The sequence below is a fragment of the Mesorhizobium sp. EU05-FHT14A09 genome (assembly GCF_058790995.1).
In genome coordinates this window covers 15,861-32,249 of sequence record NZ_JBYTDF010000005.1, presented here as the reverse complement: position 1 = coordinate 32,249, position 16,389 = coordinate 15,861, and the positions used below count along the sequence as shown (strand labels likewise).

General features: G+C 62.5%; 14 protein-coding genes. 11 read left to right on the top strand and 3 right to left on the bottom strand.

The features are described 5' to 3' along the window. Positions 1–13: 13 nt before the first annotated feature. From AC3WTO_RS18140 to leuD, 3 genes are all read right to left on the bottom strand, one after another. A complete protein-coding gene (locus tag AC3WTO_RS18140; RefSeq protein WP_492462151.1) occupies positions 14–967 on the bottom strand; it encodes an Ivy family c-type lysozyme inhibitor in 954 nt (317 codons plus the stop codon). 34 nt (positions 968–1,001) lie between these two features. Next, positions 1,002–1,895 carry an Ivy family c-type lysozyme inhibitor gene (locus tag AC3WTO_RS18135; protein ID WP_492462150.1) on the bottom strand — a complete coding sequence of 298 codons (894 nt, stop codon included), beginning with the start codon at positions 1,893–1,895 and terminating at the stop codon, positions 1,002–1,004. A 233-nt stretch (positions 1,896–2,128) separates the two neighbouring features. Next, positions 2,129–2,734, bottom strand: a complete 606-nt coding sequence (gene leuD, locus AC3WTO_RS18130; RefSeq protein ID WP_054308507.1) for a 3-isopropylmalate dehydratase small subunit — start codon at positions 2,732–2,734, stop codon at positions 2,129–2,131. 177 nt (positions 2,735–2,911) lie between these two features. Here leuD and AC3WTO_RS18125 point away from each other — a divergent pair, with 177 nt between their 5' ends. The 11 genes from AC3WTO_RS18125 to AC3WTO_RS18075 all read left to right on the top strand — a co-directional run bounded on the left by AC3WTO_RS18125 (position 2,912) and on the right by AC3WTO_RS18075 (position 16,362). After that, complete coding sequence (locus tag AC3WTO_RS18125) at positions 2,912–5,323, top strand: circularly permuted type 2 ATP-grasp protein (RefSeq protein ID WP_492462149.1); 2,412 nt, start codon at positions 2,912–2,914, stop codon at positions 5,321–5,323. Positions 5,324–5,332: 9 nt separating this feature from the next. Beyond that, entirely contained in the window at positions 5,333–6,205 is an 873-nt protein-coding gene (locus AC3WTO_RS18120) for a transglutaminase family protein (RefSeq protein WP_492462148.1), read from the top strand. 182 nt (positions 6,206–6,387) lie between these two features. Continuing rightward, positions 6,388–6,762: a YciI family protein gene (locus AC3WTO_RS18115; protein ID WP_492462147.1), complete on the top strand. Its 375-nt coding sequence runs from the start codon at positions 6,388–6,390 to the stop codon at positions 6,760–6,762. Then, positions 6,759–8,030, top strand: a complete 1,272-nt coding sequence (locus AC3WTO_RS18110) for an RNA polymerase sigma factor (RefSeq protein ID WP_492462146.1) — start codon at positions 6,759–6,761, stop codon at positions 8,028–8,030. The genes AC3WTO_RS18115 and AC3WTO_RS18110 overlap by 4 nt, the downstream gene beginning before the upstream one ends. A 185-nt stretch (positions 8,031–8,215) precedes the next feature. Beyond that, a complete protein-coding gene (gene amaB / locus AC3WTO_RS18105; protein WP_492462145.1) occupies positions 8,216–9,730 on the top strand; it encodes an L-piperidine-6-carboxylate dehydrogenase in 1,515 nt (504 codons plus the stop codon). 409 nt (positions 9,731–10,139) lie between these two features. Further along, the gene (locus AC3WTO_RS18100) at positions 10,140–11,330 is read left to right on the top strand and encodes an aminotransferase class V-fold PLP-dependent enzyme (protein WP_492462144.1); all 1,191 of its coding nucleotides are present in this window, start codon (positions 10,140–10,142) and stop codon (positions 11,328–11,330) included. 20 nt (positions 11,331–11,350) lie between these two features. Continuing rightward, complete coding sequence (locus AC3WTO_RS18095; protein WP_492462143.1) at positions 11,351–12,316, top strand: HpcH/HpaI aldolase/citrate lyase family protein; 966 nt, start codon at positions 11,351–11,353, stop codon at positions 12,314–12,316. A 12-nt stretch (positions 12,317–12,328) separates the two neighbouring features. After that, positions 12,329–13,513, top strand: a complete 1,185-nt coding sequence (locus AC3WTO_RS18090) for a malate--CoA ligase subunit beta (RefSeq protein ID WP_492462142.1) — start codon at positions 12,329–12,331, stop codon at positions 13,511–13,513. A 12-nt stretch (positions 13,514–13,525) separates the two neighbouring features. Continuing rightward, positions 13,526–14,425: a succinate--CoA ligase subunit alpha gene (gene sucD / locus AC3WTO_RS18085; RefSeq protein ID WP_492462141.1), complete on the top strand. Its 900-nt coding sequence runs from the start codon at positions 13,526–13,528 to the stop codon at positions 14,423–14,425. Between the two features lie 71 nt (positions 14,426–14,496). Beyond that, the gene (locus AC3WTO_RS18080) at positions 14,497–15,465 is read left to right on the top strand and encodes a 2-hydroxyacid dehydrogenase (RefSeq protein ID WP_492462140.1); all 969 of its coding nucleotides are present in this window, start codon (positions 14,497–14,499) and stop codon (positions 15,463–15,465) included. Between the two features lie 171 nt (positions 15,466–15,636). Beyond that, positions 15,637–16,362, top strand: a complete 726-nt coding sequence (locus AC3WTO_RS18075) for a helix-turn-helix domain-containing protein (protein WP_492462139.1) — start codon at positions 15,637–15,639, stop codon at positions 16,360–16,362. Positions 16,363–16,389 lie beyond the last annotated feature (27 nt).

The window sequence follows — 16,389 nt, the reverse complement described above, 5'->3', positions numbered from 1 at the left end:
GCCGCGATGGGCGCTATTGCGGTTGCTGGAATGCCTTCTGCAAGGCGTCCTTCATCTCTTCGGGCCAGTCCTTCAGCGCCGGCCAGGCATTCGGCTCCGGCTTGTCGGTCTGTTGGGCGAAGTAGAGCGCCTTGTTCTTGACGTCCACCGCCATGAAACCGTCACTGCCGCCACAAGCGTGTGGCACGCAGCCGCTGGCATAGAAGGCGCCAGACGGGGTCTTTTCCGTGCCGCCGCCGACCAGCAGGCTGGTCGCGACGCTGCCCATCTGGTCGCCAAGCAGCTTCTCGGCAGCGTTGTAGACGGCCTCATTGTGGAAGGCGTCGATGATGTTCTGGTATTTTGACGGGTCGATGTCGTTCCAGCCGGTACTGGGTTGGGGCCTGTAGGTCAGCCGACCTGCGATCTGCAGACCATCCTGCGGCGACCATTGCAACGCGTCATTGGAGTCGCCAGGCATGAGATAGGGCACGAAATAAATGGCGTTTTCTGCGACGGCCGTCGGTGGTGCGCCGCATTCGTCCTGGTCGACCCGCACAGTTTGGAGCGTCGCGCTGCCTTCCGGCTTCCACGCGATTACGGTCGCGGGACCGCATTGGTTGCCGCCCGATCCAACATTGAACAGGGCGACATCCACGCCAGCCACTTTCACGACCTGGTCGAGGCCGACATAGTAGTCCCTGGCAATTTCCTTGCCATCATAAGCCAGGATCTTGTCCATCTCCGGCTGCTCGGTAATGGTGAAGGTGCCGCCTGCGAAAGGAACCGGTGCCGGCTTTTCGGTGCCATCAGCGGCTGCAGGCGAGCCGGTGTCGGAGGATGTTGCGGCAGGAGCATCCTGCGGGGCAGGGGCCTGATCCTGCGCGAGAGTGATCCCGGCCATGCCAACCGAAAGAAGGCCTGCCGCCACAAGGCGTGAAAGCGGCCTCATGGCGAGGTCATAGGAGTAGCTTGTCAGCCTGCGCATCGATGGTTCTCCCGAATATTTTCGGCTGGCGCCGTTACCGGAATGCCCATTCCAGCTGTTCCTTGACATCGTCCGGCCAGTCTTTCAGCGCCGGCCAGTAGCGCGGTTCCGGGGAGGCATTGTTCCATGCGAAATAGAGCGCTTTGTTCTTGGTGTCGACGGCCATGAAGGCTCGGCCATCCTCGGACGCATGCGGCTTGTTACCGCTGCCATAGAAGATGCCGGATCTGGTTCTTTGGGCACTGGTGGTGATCAGCAGGCTGGTCGCAACGTTGCCGATCTGGTCGCCGAGCAGCTTTTCGGCAGCCCCGTAAACGGCCTCGTTTGTAAAAGCAGCGACGATGCTTCGCCCGCCCGACAGGTCGAGATCATTCCAGCCTGTGCCGGGTTCGGGCGTGAAACTCAATCGACCTGCGGTCCGCGCACCGCCTTGCGGCGTCCACAGCAAGACATTCTCGGGTGCGTCCGGCATGACTGACGGCATGAAATAGATGGCGTCGTCGGCCATAGCCATGGACAGCGTGCCGCAATCTTCCTTGTCCGCCATCGCGCTCTGCAGCGTTGCTGTGTCCTGCGTCTTCCAAAGCATCAGCGGTTTGGGCATGCAGCCGGAGCCGCCGCTATCAAGATAGAACAACGCTACATCGATGTCGCCGACCTTGGCGATCCGGTTGAAAGAGATGAAGGCGTCACGCGCGATCTCCTTGCCTTCATAGGCAAGAACCATTTCCTGGTCCGGCTCCTCGCCAACAGCAATGCTAAAAGTGCCGCCTGCAAAAGCGATAGGCGCAGATTTTTCGGGAGCAGGGAGGGCATCGAGCGGCGTTGTGGCCGGCGGGTCCTTGGGGGCCTGTTCCTGTGCCAAGGCGATGCCGCCAATGCCTGTGGAGAAAAGGCCTGCCGTCAGCAGACGTGAAAACAGTTTCATAGCTGCCCCCATGCGATGTCCGCAGCCCTTTCGCTGCTTGCTTCCGCTTGGGCTAGACGATCACAATTCTGGGCGGGACGGAAGGTCCGTGAAGACCACCGGAGCGCTGCTCCTGCCAGCAGCGGACAATACATCTGTATTCCGCTCTATTTCTTGAAGTAGAACAGAATCTTATCCGACAAGTCAGCAGCTTTTTGCTGCTGACTTTCGCTGCGGGATCATGCTCTACAGATTCAGGCCCAGGGGCGCTGCTCGGCGTTGCGCTTTTCGAAGCTGGCGATGGCGCCGGACTTTTCCATGGTCAGTCCGATATCATCGAGGCCATTGAGCAGGCAGTGGCGCTTGAAATCGTCGAGGTCGAAGGTGACGACGCCGCCGTCCGGGCCGCGGATTTCCTTGGCTTCGAGGTCGACCGAGAGCGTGGCGTTGGCGCCGCGCTCGGCATCGTCCATCAGCTTGTCGAGATCTTCCTGGCTGACGGTGATCGGCAGAATGCCGTTCTTGAAGCAGTTGTTGTAGAAGATGTCGGCAAAAGAGGTCGAGATCACACAACGGATGCCGAAGTCGAGCAGCGCCCAGGGGGCGTGTTCGCGGCTGGAGCCGCAGCCGAAATTGTCGCCGGCAACCAGGATCTGCGCCTTGCGGTAAGCTGGCTTGTTCAGCACGAAATCCGGGTTCTCGGAACCGTCCTCATTGAAGCGCATCTCGGCAAAAAGTCCTTTGCCAAGTCCGGTGCGCTTGATCGTCTTCAGATAATCCTTCGGGATGATCATGTCGGTATCGACATTGACGATCGGCAGGGGAGCGGCGACGCCGGTGAGCTTGGTGAACTTGTCCATGGCTTTTGCCCATCTTGGGAGTTTGCTGGCATCGCTTTACACAAGGAGACGGGCAAATGAAAGGCGACAGTTGCCGCATCGTTGAGGCCTGGTATCGCTTGATAAGCAGGAATGCATACAGGGCGGCGGTGCGGACAAGACTTGACCTCGGGCCACAAGCAACGTTCTAGATCAGCCATGGCGAGCGGGAATCAGCAACGATCGGAGCATGCCGGACAGGCGCGCGGCCTGCTGGAACATTACCGGCCGATCGATGGCGTCGTCGACGAGATGGTCGATGCCGCTGGCAATCCGCGTCCTCTGTGGAAACAGTTCATTGCTTCGCTCGAGGCACTTGGCCCCGAAAGACTGGGGCAGCGATTTGCCCGGGCGGACCAATATCTGCGCGATGCCGGGGTCTACTACCGCGTTTACGACAATGCCGGAGCCAATGAACGCGCCTGGCCACTGGCACATGTGCCATTGCTGATCGACGAGAAGGAATGGTCGGCCATCAGTGCCGGTCTGATCCAGCGTGCCGATCTGTTCGAACGGATCGCGGCCGATATCTATGGGCCGAACAGGCTGGTGGAAGGTGGATTGCTGCCGCCTGGCCTTATTGCCGGTAGCCCGGAATATCTGCGTCCCCTGGTCGGGACCTTGCCGGCGGGCGGTCATTTCCTGCATTTCTGTGCCTTCGAGCTTGGCCGCGGGCCGGACGGGCGCTGGTGGGTGCTGGGTGATCGCATGCAGGCACCGTCGGGTGCCGGCTTCGCGCTGGAAAACCGCGTTGCCACCACGCGCGCGCTGTCCGAGCTCTACGGCGAATTGCATGTGCACCGCCTGGCCGGGTTCTTCCGCCGTTTCCGCGATGCCCTGAATTCGGCGGCAGCGGCGTCGCGCGGCCGTGTCGCCATCCTGACGCCTGGACCGCTCAACGAGACCTATTACGAACACGCTTATATCGCGCGCTATCTCGGCATCATGCTGCTCGAAGGCGAGGATCTCGTCGTCTCCAAAGGGCGGTTGATGGTTCGCACCGTCGCCGGCCTGGTGCCGATCTCGGTGCTGTGGCGGCGCCTCGATGCCGCTTTCGCCGATCCGCTGGAATTGCGGACGGATTCCCAGATAGGCACGCCAGGACTGGTCGAGGCGGTACGCCAGGGGGCCGTAGCGGCGGTCAACGGACTGGGTTCGGGCCTGCTTGAGATGCGCGCGCTGCTCGCGTTCCTGCCGCAGATCAGCCAGCAACTGTGCAAGGAAGATCTTCTCCTGCCCAGCGTTGCGACGTGGTGGTGCGGTCAAGAGACCGAACGCAAGCACGTGCTGGCCAATCTCGACAGAACGGTGGTGGGGCCGGCACTGTCCACCCGTCTGGCCTTCGAGGATGACGGCGCCAGTGTGCTGGGAGCCTCCCTGTCTGCGGAAGCGCGGGCAGAGCTGATCGCGCGCATCGAAGCCGACGGCAGCGCTTTTGTCGGGCAGGAAGCGGTAACGCTGTCGACCACGCCCGTCTATACCGATGGTCGGCTGGAGCCGCGACCGGCCAGTCTTCGCGTCTATCTGGCGCGCACGCCGGATGGCTGGACCGTGATGCCGGGCGGCTTCGCGCGCGTCGGTTTCTCACTCGATCCGACGGCGATCGCCATGCAACGCGGCGGCCAGGCCGCCGATGTCTGGGTGGTCAGCGACAGGCCGGTTGAGCGCGAGACACTGTTTCCGCGCGACAGCGAGGCTTTCGACCGCACCCTGCCCGGCAGCTTGCCGAGCCGGGCCGCGGAAAACCTGATGTGGCTCGGCCGCTACATCGAGCGGGCTGAAGATACAGCTCGTATCCTGCGTGCTTACCATGTGCGACTGGCCGAAACATCGGATCCCGCAATGCCGTTGCTTGCCGAGTTGCGCGCCTATCTCGATCCACTTGGCATCGACGTCACCGATCCGGTGCCGCAGGGACTGCTCGATATGATGGACAGCGCCGTCTACAGCGCTGGCCAGGTGCGCGACCGGTTCTCGCCCGACGGCTGGCTGGCACTGAAAGATCTGTCGAAGACATTGCATCTGTTCGAGAAGACGGTTTCGCGTGGCGACGATGCCACGCGTGCCATGACGGTGATCCTGCGCAAACTGGCGGGCTTTTCGGGGCTGCTGCACGAAAACATGTACCGCTTCACCGGCTGGCGGTTCCTGGAGATCGGACGAAGGCTGGAACGCGGCATCCAGACGGCACGCGTGCTGGCGCGGTTGACGCGGGCGGATGCGCCGGAGGGGGCGCTCGACATGATGCTGGAGATCGGCGACAGCGTCATGACCCATCGCAGGCAATATCCCGTGCAGGCGGGGTGCAGCACCGTCGTGGATCTCCTGGTGCTCGATCCGCTCAATCCTCGCTCGATCTTTTTCCAGATCGAGCGGTTGAAGGTGGAGATAGGGTTGTTGCCGGGCGAGAACGGCAGCAGCCACCTGTCGCCGGCAGCCAAGAACATCCTCAAGCTCAACACAGCGCTGGCGGTCAAGGAGCCGTCGGACATGACGACCGTGGCGCTTGACACGCTTGCGGAAGAAATCGGCGGGCTCTATGGCAGCCTTGCCAAGGCTTATTTCAGCTAAGGCGCGGGAATGCTCTACGACATCCGCCTCAACCTGCACTACGACTACGAAACCGCCGTCGGCGGCGGACGTCATCTGGTGCGGGTGTTGCCGGTCAATCTCGGCAGCAGCCAGCGCGTCGTGGCGGCATCGTTGTCGTTTTCGCCAGTTCCCGGCGAACGTTCGGACTTCCAGGATTTTTTCGGCTCGAGCGTGACGGCCATCGCGTTCCGCGAAGCTCACCGCACGCTTGATGTGCGCATGAGCGCGCGTGTTTCGGTGACGCGGGCTGAAACCGGGCTTGATGTGTCGCCAGACATAGCCGGGCTTGCCCGCGAAATCGCCGCCGTGCGTTCTCTCGATCCTGATTCACCGCATCATTTTCTTGCCCCCACCGATTTCGCGGATTCCGATCCCGCCATCACCGCTTATGCCCGCGAAAGCGGTGACGGTTCGGTGGCCGCGATCGCGGCCGAGATATGCAAGCGCATCCGGCACGATTTCATCTACGACGGTGCCGCGACCGATGTGCAGACGCGGGCCTCCGATGCTTTCGCGCTGAAGCGTGGTGTCTGCCAGGACTTCTCGCATGTGATGATCTCCGGCCTGCGCGGCCTGGGCATTCCAGCGGGCTATGTGAGTGGGTTCCTGCGCACCATTCCGCCTGCCGGCCAGGAGCGACTGGAAGGTGCGGATGCCATGCATGCCTGGGTTCGGGTATGGTGCGGGCGCGAGGCCGGCTGGCAGGAGTTTGATCCGACCAACGGCATACGTGCCTCCAACGACCATATCACGGTCGGCTTCGGCCGCGACTACAGCGACGTCGCGCCGATCGTCGGTGTGCTCAAGACGGCAGGCGGGCAGGCTGGTGCGCAGGCCGTGGACGTCGTTCCGGTGGCCTGAAACGCCGTCGTTTCGTCTGAAGAAAAAATCGCAGATTTTTTATCGACGTGGTGTCGGGAAGCGCCTAACTCTTTCGTCCTTGAAGCAATTCCAGGAAAGATGCGTAGCAGCTTTCCGTCCGGTATTGCGTACCGCGTTTCCGTGAAAAATCGGAAACGTTCCGGAGAGTGAAAGGGTCATCCATGCTTTATGCCGTTCTTTGCTATGCCTCCGAAGATGTCGTCGGTTCCTGGACCAAGGAGCAGGACGACGCGATCATCGGCAAGCTGATCGAGATCCAGGAAAGATACGCAAAAGCCGGCAAACTTGGCCCTGTGGCGCGGCTGTTGCCGACGACCGCCGCGACGACACTGCGCAAGGTGAAGGGTGAATCCCTCGTCATCGACGGGCCGTTTGCCGAAACCAAGGAACAGTTTCTCGGCTTCTACACGATCGATGTCGAAAATCTCGACGAAGCCCTGCAGTTCGCCCGCGAACTCTCCGAGGTCAATCCCAGTGGCGGCTCCTATGAGATCCGGCCCATTTCCATATTCAGTCCTGCAACGGTAAACCCATGAGCGACCTGTCCTGGATCAGCAATGTCATCAGCGCCGCGCGGCCACAGGCCATGGGGGCGTTGCTGCGCTACTTCCGCGATCTCGATACCGCGGAAGAAGCGTTCCAGGACGCATGCCTGCGCGCCTTGAAGAACTGGCCACAGAACGGGCCCCCGCGCGATCCGGCTGCCTGGCTGATCTTCGTCGGCCGCAACAGCGGCATCGATGCGGTGCGCAAGAGAAGCAAACAGACGGCGATGCCGGACGAGGACCAGGTATCGGATCTGGAAGATGCCGAGTCCGACATCGCCGAGCGGCTGGATGGCGCGCATTACCGCGACGACATCCTGCGGCTGCTGTTCATCTGCTGCCATCCGGACCTGCCACCCACGCAGCAGATCGCCGTGGCGCTGCGCATTGTTTCCGGCCTTTCGGTCAAGCAGATCGCCCGCGCCTTCCTGGTCGGCGAAAGCGCCATGGAGCAGCGCATCACTCGCGCCAAGGCGCGTATCGCAGATGCCGGCGTGCCGTTCGAGACGCCGGGAGCGGTCGAGCGGTCTGAACGACTCGCCGCCGTCATGGCGATGGTCTACCTGGTCTTCAACGAAGGCTATTCCACCAACAGCGGCGAAGCCAAGGTGCGGGAACCGCTCTGCGAGGAAGCGATCCGGCTTGGCCGGCTGTTGCTCAGGCTTTTCCAGACGGAAGCGGAAGTCATGGGTCTCCTGGCGCTGATGCTGCTGCAGCACGCGCGGGCGCCGGCTCGCTTCGATGCCAACGGTGAAATCGTGCTGCTCGAAGACCAGAACCGGGCGCTCTGGAGTGGCAAGATGATCGAGGAGGGGCTGGCACTCGTCGACAAGGCTTTGCGCCATCGCAAACCGGGCTCCTACCAGGTCCAGGCCGCGATTGCGGCTCTGCATGCCCGCGCGGCCAAGGCCGAAGATACCGACTGGCAGGAGATCGATCTGCTCTACAGCCTGCTGGAACGTATGCAGCCGTCGCCAGTGGTGACGCTGAACCGCGCGGTTGCGGTATCCAAGGTGCGCGGGCCGGAAGAGGCGCTCGCCATGATCGAACCGCTGGCGGAGCGGCTTTCCGGCTACTTCCACTTCCATGGCCTGAAGGGCGGGCTGCTGATGAAACTCGGCCGCAACGATGAAGCGCGTGTCGCCTTCGACAGGGCGATCGCGCTCGCCAACACCGCTGCCGAGGCAGCGCATATCCGCATGCATATCGATCGGCTCAAGGCTGAGGCCACACAAGGCAAGTCCGAAAAAGCTGGCTAGATCGCGGCCGCGAATTGCTCTTCTTCCGTCTGGATCAACGGCCAACGCCACCGGCTTGGACCATGCCGGGGTGGCGGATTTGGCGCGAAACGGGTAATGCCACGCCAAAGGCCCGCGCGACGGGCGGTGGGGTGGCGGATGGCTCCGGCTGTCGCCATATCAGCACACAGTCGAAAGGGAAGACGATGACGATAGCGAAGGAAACTGCGGATCTTCTTGGCAAGCTTGGCGTTGCCAAGGACGTGCTTTCGGGTGGCGATCTGGTCGTGCGCAGCCCGGTGACGGGTGAGCAACTGGCAGCGCTGAAGACGGTTTCGGCAGCCGAGGCCAACAAGGTGATCGATGCCGCTCATGAAGCCTTCAAGGCCTGGCGCCTGGTGCCGGGTCCCAGGCGCGGCGAACTGGTGCGCCTGCTGGGCGAGGAACTGCGTGCCCACAAGGCCGAGCTCGGCCGCCTGGTGTCGATTGAGGTCGGCAAGATCCCGTCCGAAGGTCTCGGCGAAGTCCAGGAAATGATCGACATCTGCGATTTCGCCGTCGGTCTGTCGCGTCAATTGTATGGCCTGACCATCGCCACCGAACGTCCCGGCCATCGCATGATGGAAACCTGGCATCCGCTCGGCGTCGTCGGTGTCATCTCGGCCTTCAACTTCCCCGTCGCGGTGTGGTCGTGGAATGCCGCACTGGCCCTGGTCTGCGGTGATGCGGTGGTGTGGAAGCCTTCGGAAAAGACGCCGCTGACGGCGCTCGCCTGCGAGGCGATCTTCGCCCGCGCCGTCAAGCGCTTCGGTACCGATGCCCCGGCCAATCTGGCGCCGGTGCTGATCGGCGAGCGTGAGATCGGCGAAGTGCTGGTCGATCATGCCAAGGTGCCGCTGGTCTCGGCCACCGGCTCGACCCGCATGGGTCGTGAGGTCGGTCCGCGCCTGGCCAGGCGTTTCGCCCGTGCCGTGCTGGAACTCGGCGGCAACAATGCCGGCATCGTCTGCCCGAGTGCCGATCTCGACATGGCGCTGCGCGCCATTGCCTTCGGCGCCATGGGCACGGCCGGCCAGCGCTGCACCACACTGCGTCGCCTGTTCGTGCATGAGAGCGTCTATGACCAGCTCGTGCCGCGCCTGAAGAAGGCCTATGAGAGCGTCTCGGTCGGCAATCCGCTGGAGACCGCCTCGCTGGTCGGCCCGCTGATCGACAAGGCAGCCTTCGACAACATGCAGAAGGCACTGAGTGAGGCCGGCAAGCATGGCGGCACGGTCACCGGCGGTGCCCGTGTCGAGAATGGCCACGGCGATGCCTATTACGTGCGTCCGGCGCTGGTGGAGATGCCGAAGCAGGCGGGTCCGGTTCTGGAAGAGACCTTCGCGCCGATCCTCTATGTGATGAAGTACTCCGACTTCGACAGCGTTCTCGACCTGCACAATGCGGTTGGAGCCGGACTGTCGTCATCGATCTTCACGCGCGACCTGCAGGAATCGGAACGGTTCCTGAGCGCCGACGGTTCTGACTGCGGCATTGCCAACGTCAACATCGGCACGTCGGGCGCCGAGATCGGCGGAGCGTTCGGTGGCGAGAAGGAGACCGGTGGCGGCCGTGAGAGCGGTTCGGATGCGTGGAAGGCCTATATGCGTCGTGCCACCAACACCGTGAACTACTCCAAGGCACTGCCACTCGCACAGGGCGTCTCCTTCGACATCGACTGAGCATGTGCTGATATTCAAGCAAGGCCGGCCTGCAAATGGCGGTTTTCTGCGCTTCCGGTGCTCACGTACCTAACGTACGCTCCGCTCCGGTTCTCGAAAACCACCATTTTCGGCTCGCCCTGGCTTGAATCTCAACACATGACGGACTCCTCAGTCACGAACGGCGGGCCTCGGTCCGCCGTTTTTGTGTCTTTCGACTGACACGCGTTTCGGGTGGTGCTTTGCCTATCCGGGGTGGGGTGCCGCCTACCCGGCAGGCAGGTTTGGTCCGACGCTTGATGGCGGAAGGTTCCACCTTGGCAGGTGTTGTGAGGCGTTGCTCGGGAAAAGATTATTCTTCCCACGGCGGAGATCGCCGAATGCCCGCCGGTCCCTTTGAAACCGGCGCAGACAGATCGGGAGGATCATCATGGCTGGTTTCACGCATCTCTTTGTCCCCGGACCGACCAACGTCCCGGAGGCCGTCCGCCAGGCCATGAACCTGGCCATGGAGGATATGCGCGCGTCGACCTTTCCGCAGCTGACGCTCGGCCTGTTTGACGGTTTGAAGCGGGTGTTCAAGAACGAGAGCGGTCGCGTCTTCATCTATCCGTCGTCCGGTACCGGTGCCTGGGAATCGGCCATCACCAACACGCTGAGCCCTGGCGACCGCGTGCTGATGTCGCGTTTCGGTCAGTTCTCGCATCTGTGGGTCGACATGGCCGAGCGGCTGGAACTCAACGTCGATGTCGTCGACGCGGAATGGGGCACCGGCGTGCCGGTCGAGATCTATGCCGAGCGGCTTGCTGCCGACAAGGAACATCGCATCAAGGCAGTCTTCTGCACTCACAATGAGACCGCGACGGGCGTCACCAGCGATGTCGCCGGCGTGCGCAAGGCGCTCGATGCCGCGGGTCATCCGGCGTTGCTCTTCGTCGATGGTGTGTCATCGATCGGCTCGATCGACTTCCGCCAGGAAGAGTGGGGCGTCGATTGCGCGGTCAGCGGTTCGCAGAAGGGCTTCATGCTGCCGGCAGGTCTCGGTTTCCTGTCGGTCAGCCAGAAGGCGCTCGCCGCCGCCAAGACGGCGAAAGGACGGCGCTGCTATTTCTCCTTCGAGGACATGATCCGCGCCAACGACACCGGCTTCTTCCCCTATACGCCAGCGACCCAGCTGCTGCGTGGCCTGCGTGTGTCGCTGGACCTGATCGAAGCGGAAGGGCTGGAGGCGATCTTCGCCCGCCATCATCACCTGGCCGAAGGCGTGCGCAAGGCGGTCGATGCGTGGGGCCTCAAGCTCTGCGCCAAGGAGCGCAAATGGCATTCCGACACTGTGAGCGCGGTTTATGTGCCGGAAGGCATCGACAGTGCCGAAGTCGTGAAGCGCGCCTACCACAAATACCAGACGTCACTGGGCGTCGGCCTGAACAAGGTCGCTGGCAAGGTGTTCCGTATCGGCCATCTCGGCTGGCTGAACGAGGTGATGGTCTGTGGGGCACTTTCGGCCGCCGAAATGGCGTTGCGCGACTGCGGCGTGAAGGTTGCACCGGGATCCGGCGTTGGAGCGGCACTCGAACATTTCCGCCTGGCCGAGCCGGTCACTGTCGCCGAGGCGGCCTGAGCGGCCGGGGAGGATCTGGGATGAGCCACACGATCAACCATCTGCGCAAGTTGCGGCTGCAGCGCTCCGAACTTGCGGTACCGGGCTCCAATCCGGACATGATCAGCAAGGCGGCGGCAAGTGCTGCCGACTTCATCTTCCTCGACATCGAGGACGCGGTGGCGCCGCCAGACAAGGAGCGGGCGCGCCGCAACATCATCGAGGCGCTGAACGACGTCGACTGGCGCGCCAAGGGCAAGACTGTGTCGGTGCGCATCAACGGGCTCGACACGCACTACATGTACCGCGACGTCGTCGACATCATGGAGCAGGCCGGTGACCGGTTGGATACGATCCTGGTGCCTAAGGTCGGCGTGCCGGCCGACCTCTACATGGTCGAGGCGATGGTCAACCAGATCGAGATGGCCAGGGGCTACAAGACTCGTGTCGGCCTGGAAGCTTTGATTGAAACGGCGCTCGGCATGGCCAATGTCGAGGCGATCGCCGCCTTCGGCGGACGTCTGGAAGCCTTGCATTTCGGCGTTGCCGACTATGCCGCAAGCTGCAAGGCGCGCACCGTCAACATCGGCGGCCTCAATCCCGACTATCCGGGTGACCAGTGGCATTTCGCACTGTCGCGCATGACGGTCGCCTGCCGCGCATACGGATTGCGCGCCATCGACGGCCCGTTCGGCGATTTCTCCGATCCGGAAGGGTACATGGCAGCCGCCCGCCGTGCGGCGGCACTCGGCATCGAAGGCAAGTGGGCAATCCATCCTTCACAGATCGAGCTTGCCAATGCGGTGTTCTCGCCGCCCGAAAAAGAGGTCACCCGCGCCAGGCGCATCATCGAAGTGCTGAAGGAAGCGGAAGAGCAGGGCAAGGGCGCTGCCGCGCTGGACGGCAAGATGATCGACGCCGCTTCCGAGCGCATGGCCCGCAACGTCCTGGTGACCCACGACGCAATCGAGCAGTCGGCGCGTTCGCGCCAGGCTTTACCGAACTGAGGAGGGTTCGACATGGATATTCATGAATACCAGGCCAAGGAACTGCTTTCACGCCATTCGGTGCACATTCCGCGCGGCGGGCTGGCCTACAGCCCTGAACAGGCAGCCTATCGCACGCGCGAGATCGGCGGCGACAAATGGGTGGTGAAGGCTCAGATCCATTCCGGTGCGCGCGGCAAGGCCGGCGGCATCCGCATCTGCAAGTCCGACAAGGAAGTGTCCGACGCGGCGGAGGCGATGCTCGGGCGCAAGCTGGTGACGCATCAGACCGGCCCGCGCGGCAAGCTGGTGTCGCGCCTCTACATCGAGGAAACCGTCGACATCCGTCAGGAGATCTATCTCGGCTTCGTGCTCGACCGCAAAGCCGAACGCGTGATGATCGTGGCTTCGGCATCGGGCGGCATGGAGATCGAGGAGATCGCCGAACGCCAGCCGGATTCGATCATCCGCGCCATCGTCGATCCGGGCGTCGGCATGCAGCAGTTCCAGGCGCGCGAGATCGCGTTCGGGCTCGGACTGGAGAACAGCCTGATCGGCAAGGCGACCGACACCATCATGGGCTGCTACCAGGTGTTCCGCGACTATGATGCCTCGATGCTGGAGATCAATCCGCTGGTGGTGACGCGTGAAGGCAATCTGATGGCGCTCGACGCCAAGATGTCCTTCGACGAGAACGCGCTGTTCCGCCGGCCCGAGATTTCGGAACTGCGCGACAAATCGCAGGAAGATCCGCGCGAAACCTTCGCCAGCGACCGTGGCCTCTCCTATGTCGGGCTGGAAGGCAATATCGGCTGCATCATCAACGGCGCCGGCCTCGCCATGGCAACGATGGACATGATCAAGATCGCCGGCGGTGAACCGGCCAATTTCCTCGACATCGGCGGCGGCGCCTCGCCGGAGCGCGTGGCCAAGGCCTTCCGTGCCGTGCTTGCCGACAAGAACGTCGAGACAATCCTGGTCAACATCTTCGCCGGCATCAACCGCTGCGACTGGGTGGCGGAGGGCGTGCTGAAGGCGATCCACGAAGTCGGTGTCAACGTGCCCCTTGTGGTGCGACTGGCCGGCACCAATGTCGAGGAAGGACGCCGCATCCTGAGCGCGTCGGGCCAGTCGATCATCGTCGCCGATACGCTTGCCGAAGCTGCCGACAAGGCAGTTGCCGCGATGCGCCAGTCGGCGCTCAAGAAAGCCAGCTGAGGGAGGACGAAAATGTCAGTTCTGCTCAACCGCAATACGAAAGTCATCGTCCAGGGGCTCACCGGCAAGATCGGTTCCTTCCACGCCGAGGACATGAAGCGCTACGGCACCAATGTCGTCGGCGGCGTGACGCCGGGCAAAGGCGGCCAGTCACAACAGGGCATTCCGGTGTTCAACACGGTCAAGGGCGCGGTGCGCGAGACCGGCGCCGAGGCCAGCATCGTGTTCGTGCCGCCACCCTTTGCGGCCGACTCGATCATGGAAGCGGCGGATGCCGGCATCAAGCTCTGCGTCTGCATCACCGACGGCATTCCTTCGCAGGATATGATGCGGGTGAAGCGCTACATGCTGCGCTACCGCCGCGAGGACCGCATGACGCTGATCGGCCCGAACTGCGCCGGCGTCATCACCCCGGGGCAGGCGCTGATGGGCATCATGCCGGGATCGATCTACCTGCCTGGCCGTGTCGGCATCGTTGGTCGCTCAGGCACGCTTGGATATGAAGCGGCTTCGCAGATGAAGGCGCTGGGTATCGGTGTGTCGACCAGCGTCGGCATCGGCGGCGATCCGATCAATGGCTCGTCGTTCAAGGATATCCTCGAACTGTTCGAGAACGACGATGAAACCGACGCGGTGGTGATGATCGGCGAGATCGGCGGGCCGCAGGAGGCTGAAGCCGCCGAGTGGGCAAAGACCAATATGAAGAAGCCGCTGATCGCCTACATTGCCGGTCTTTCGGCGCCGAAGGGCAAGCGCATGGGCCATGCCGGCGCCATCATCTCGGCGTTCGGCGAGTCGGCACAGGAGAAGGTCGAGATCCTGCGCGACGCCGGCGTGACGATCGTTCAGACCCCAGCCTCGTTCGGGCCGACCGTTGCGGGCGTACTGGCCGAGCAGCGCAAAGCAGCCTAAACAAATCGAGACAGTCGTCTTGAAGGGGCAGCGCCGGTTCCGGTGCCGCCCCGACCATGCAGGAGCTTAGGATGAAGCCACGCGTTATCGTGACCCGGAAGTGGCCGGCCGCCGTTGAAAAGGTGCTTTCCGAGCGTTTCGACACCACCCTCAACGCGAGCGATATCCCGTTGACGGCGGAGCAACTCAAGGCAGCCATGCTCGACTTCGATGCCGTGCTGCCGACGGTGAGCGACAAGCTGCCGGCCGAGATTTTTCCGGCCGAACAGCCGCGTGCCAGGATTATCGGTAATTTTGGTGTGGGTTTCAGCCATATCGATGTCGAGGCCGCGAAGCGGCTTGGCGTCGTGGTGACCAACACGCCGGGCGTGTTGACCGATTGCACTGCCGATATCGCGATGAGCCTGTTGCTCGCGGTCGCGCGCCGCACTGGCGAGGGCGAACGCCAGCTGCGCGCCGGCGAATGGAAGGGCTGGTGCCCGACGCACATGATCGGCGCCAAGGTGACGGGCAAGACGATCGGCATCATCGGTATGGGCCGCATCGGCAAGGCGATGGCGCGTCGCGCGCATTTCGGCTTCGGCATGCAGGTGATCTTCTTCAATCGCTCGCGCGTCGACGACGAAGAGACGCGCGCGATGGGCGCGACGCAGTTGCCCTCGATCGAAGCGGTGCTGGAGCAGGCCGATTTCGTGTCGCTTCATTGCCCTGGCGGCGCTGAAAACCGCAACCTGATCAATGCCGAGCGGCTTTCACGCATGAAGAAGAGCGCTTTCCTGATCAACACGGCGCGCGGCGACGTGGTCGACGAGACAGCACTTGCCGATGCGCTGGAGCGCGGCGTCATCGCGGGCGCGGGGCTCGATGTCTTTGCCCAGGAACCGCAGGTACCGGAGCGGCTGATCAAACTGGAAAACACGGTGCTGTTGCCGCATCTCGGCAGCGCCACCGAAGAAACCCGCGTCGCGATGGGGATGAAGGTGATCGACAACATAACCGCCTTCTTTGCAGGGGAGGCCATTCCGGATCGCGTCGTCTGACGGCGATTCCCGACAATGAGATCAACCGCGCAAATCCTTCGCTGATTGCTCGATCCAGACGGATTGGTTTTCTCCGGTCTCCGTACACTTCGCTGTGTTCAGCCTTTGGACTTGAACCAAAGGGTGAATATGTTTACCTATGGTGAACATGCGAAGTTTCGGGGGTATATAATGGACAAGTCGGTCAAGGACGGTAAGGGCGTCAGCGCTGCCGTCAAGGCGACGAAGGCGTCCAAGACGATAACGTCTTCCACGCAGACCAAGGCGGCGCCGCTGCATCAGGACCCGCACGCGGTCCGTGATACGCGCGAAAAGGTTCTGGAAGTTGCCATCGGCCACGAAGTGCGCGCCTTCCGCAAGAAACTCGGCATAACCGTCGCTGATCTCGCTGCGACGACCAATATCTCGCTTGGTATGCTGTCGAAGATCGAAAACGGTATTACATCACCTTCGCTGACGACCTTGCAGGCCTTGTCACGCGCGCTTGGCGTGCCACTCAGTTCTTTCTTCCGCCGTTTCGAGGAAGACCGCAACGCCGTCTTCGTGAAAGCCGGCGAAGGTGTCGATGTTGAAAGGCGTGGTACCCGCGCCGGTCACCAGTACAATCTGCTTGGTTATATCAGTTCGAATACAGCGGGTGTGACGGTTGAGCCCTATCTCATCACGCTGACGGAAGATTCCGATGTCTTCCCGGCCTTCCAGCACGATGGCATGGAATTCCTCTATATGCTGGAGGGCGAGGTGGTTTATCGCCACGGCAGCAATCTCTTCCGGATGCTGCCCGGCGACAGCCTGTTCTTTGACGCCGACGCCCCGCATGGGCCGGACGAACTGACGAAACTGCCGATCCGCTATCTCTCGATCATCTCCTACCGGCAGGGTTCCGGAAACGAATAGCGCGCCTTTCGGCGCGCTATTGTCCTG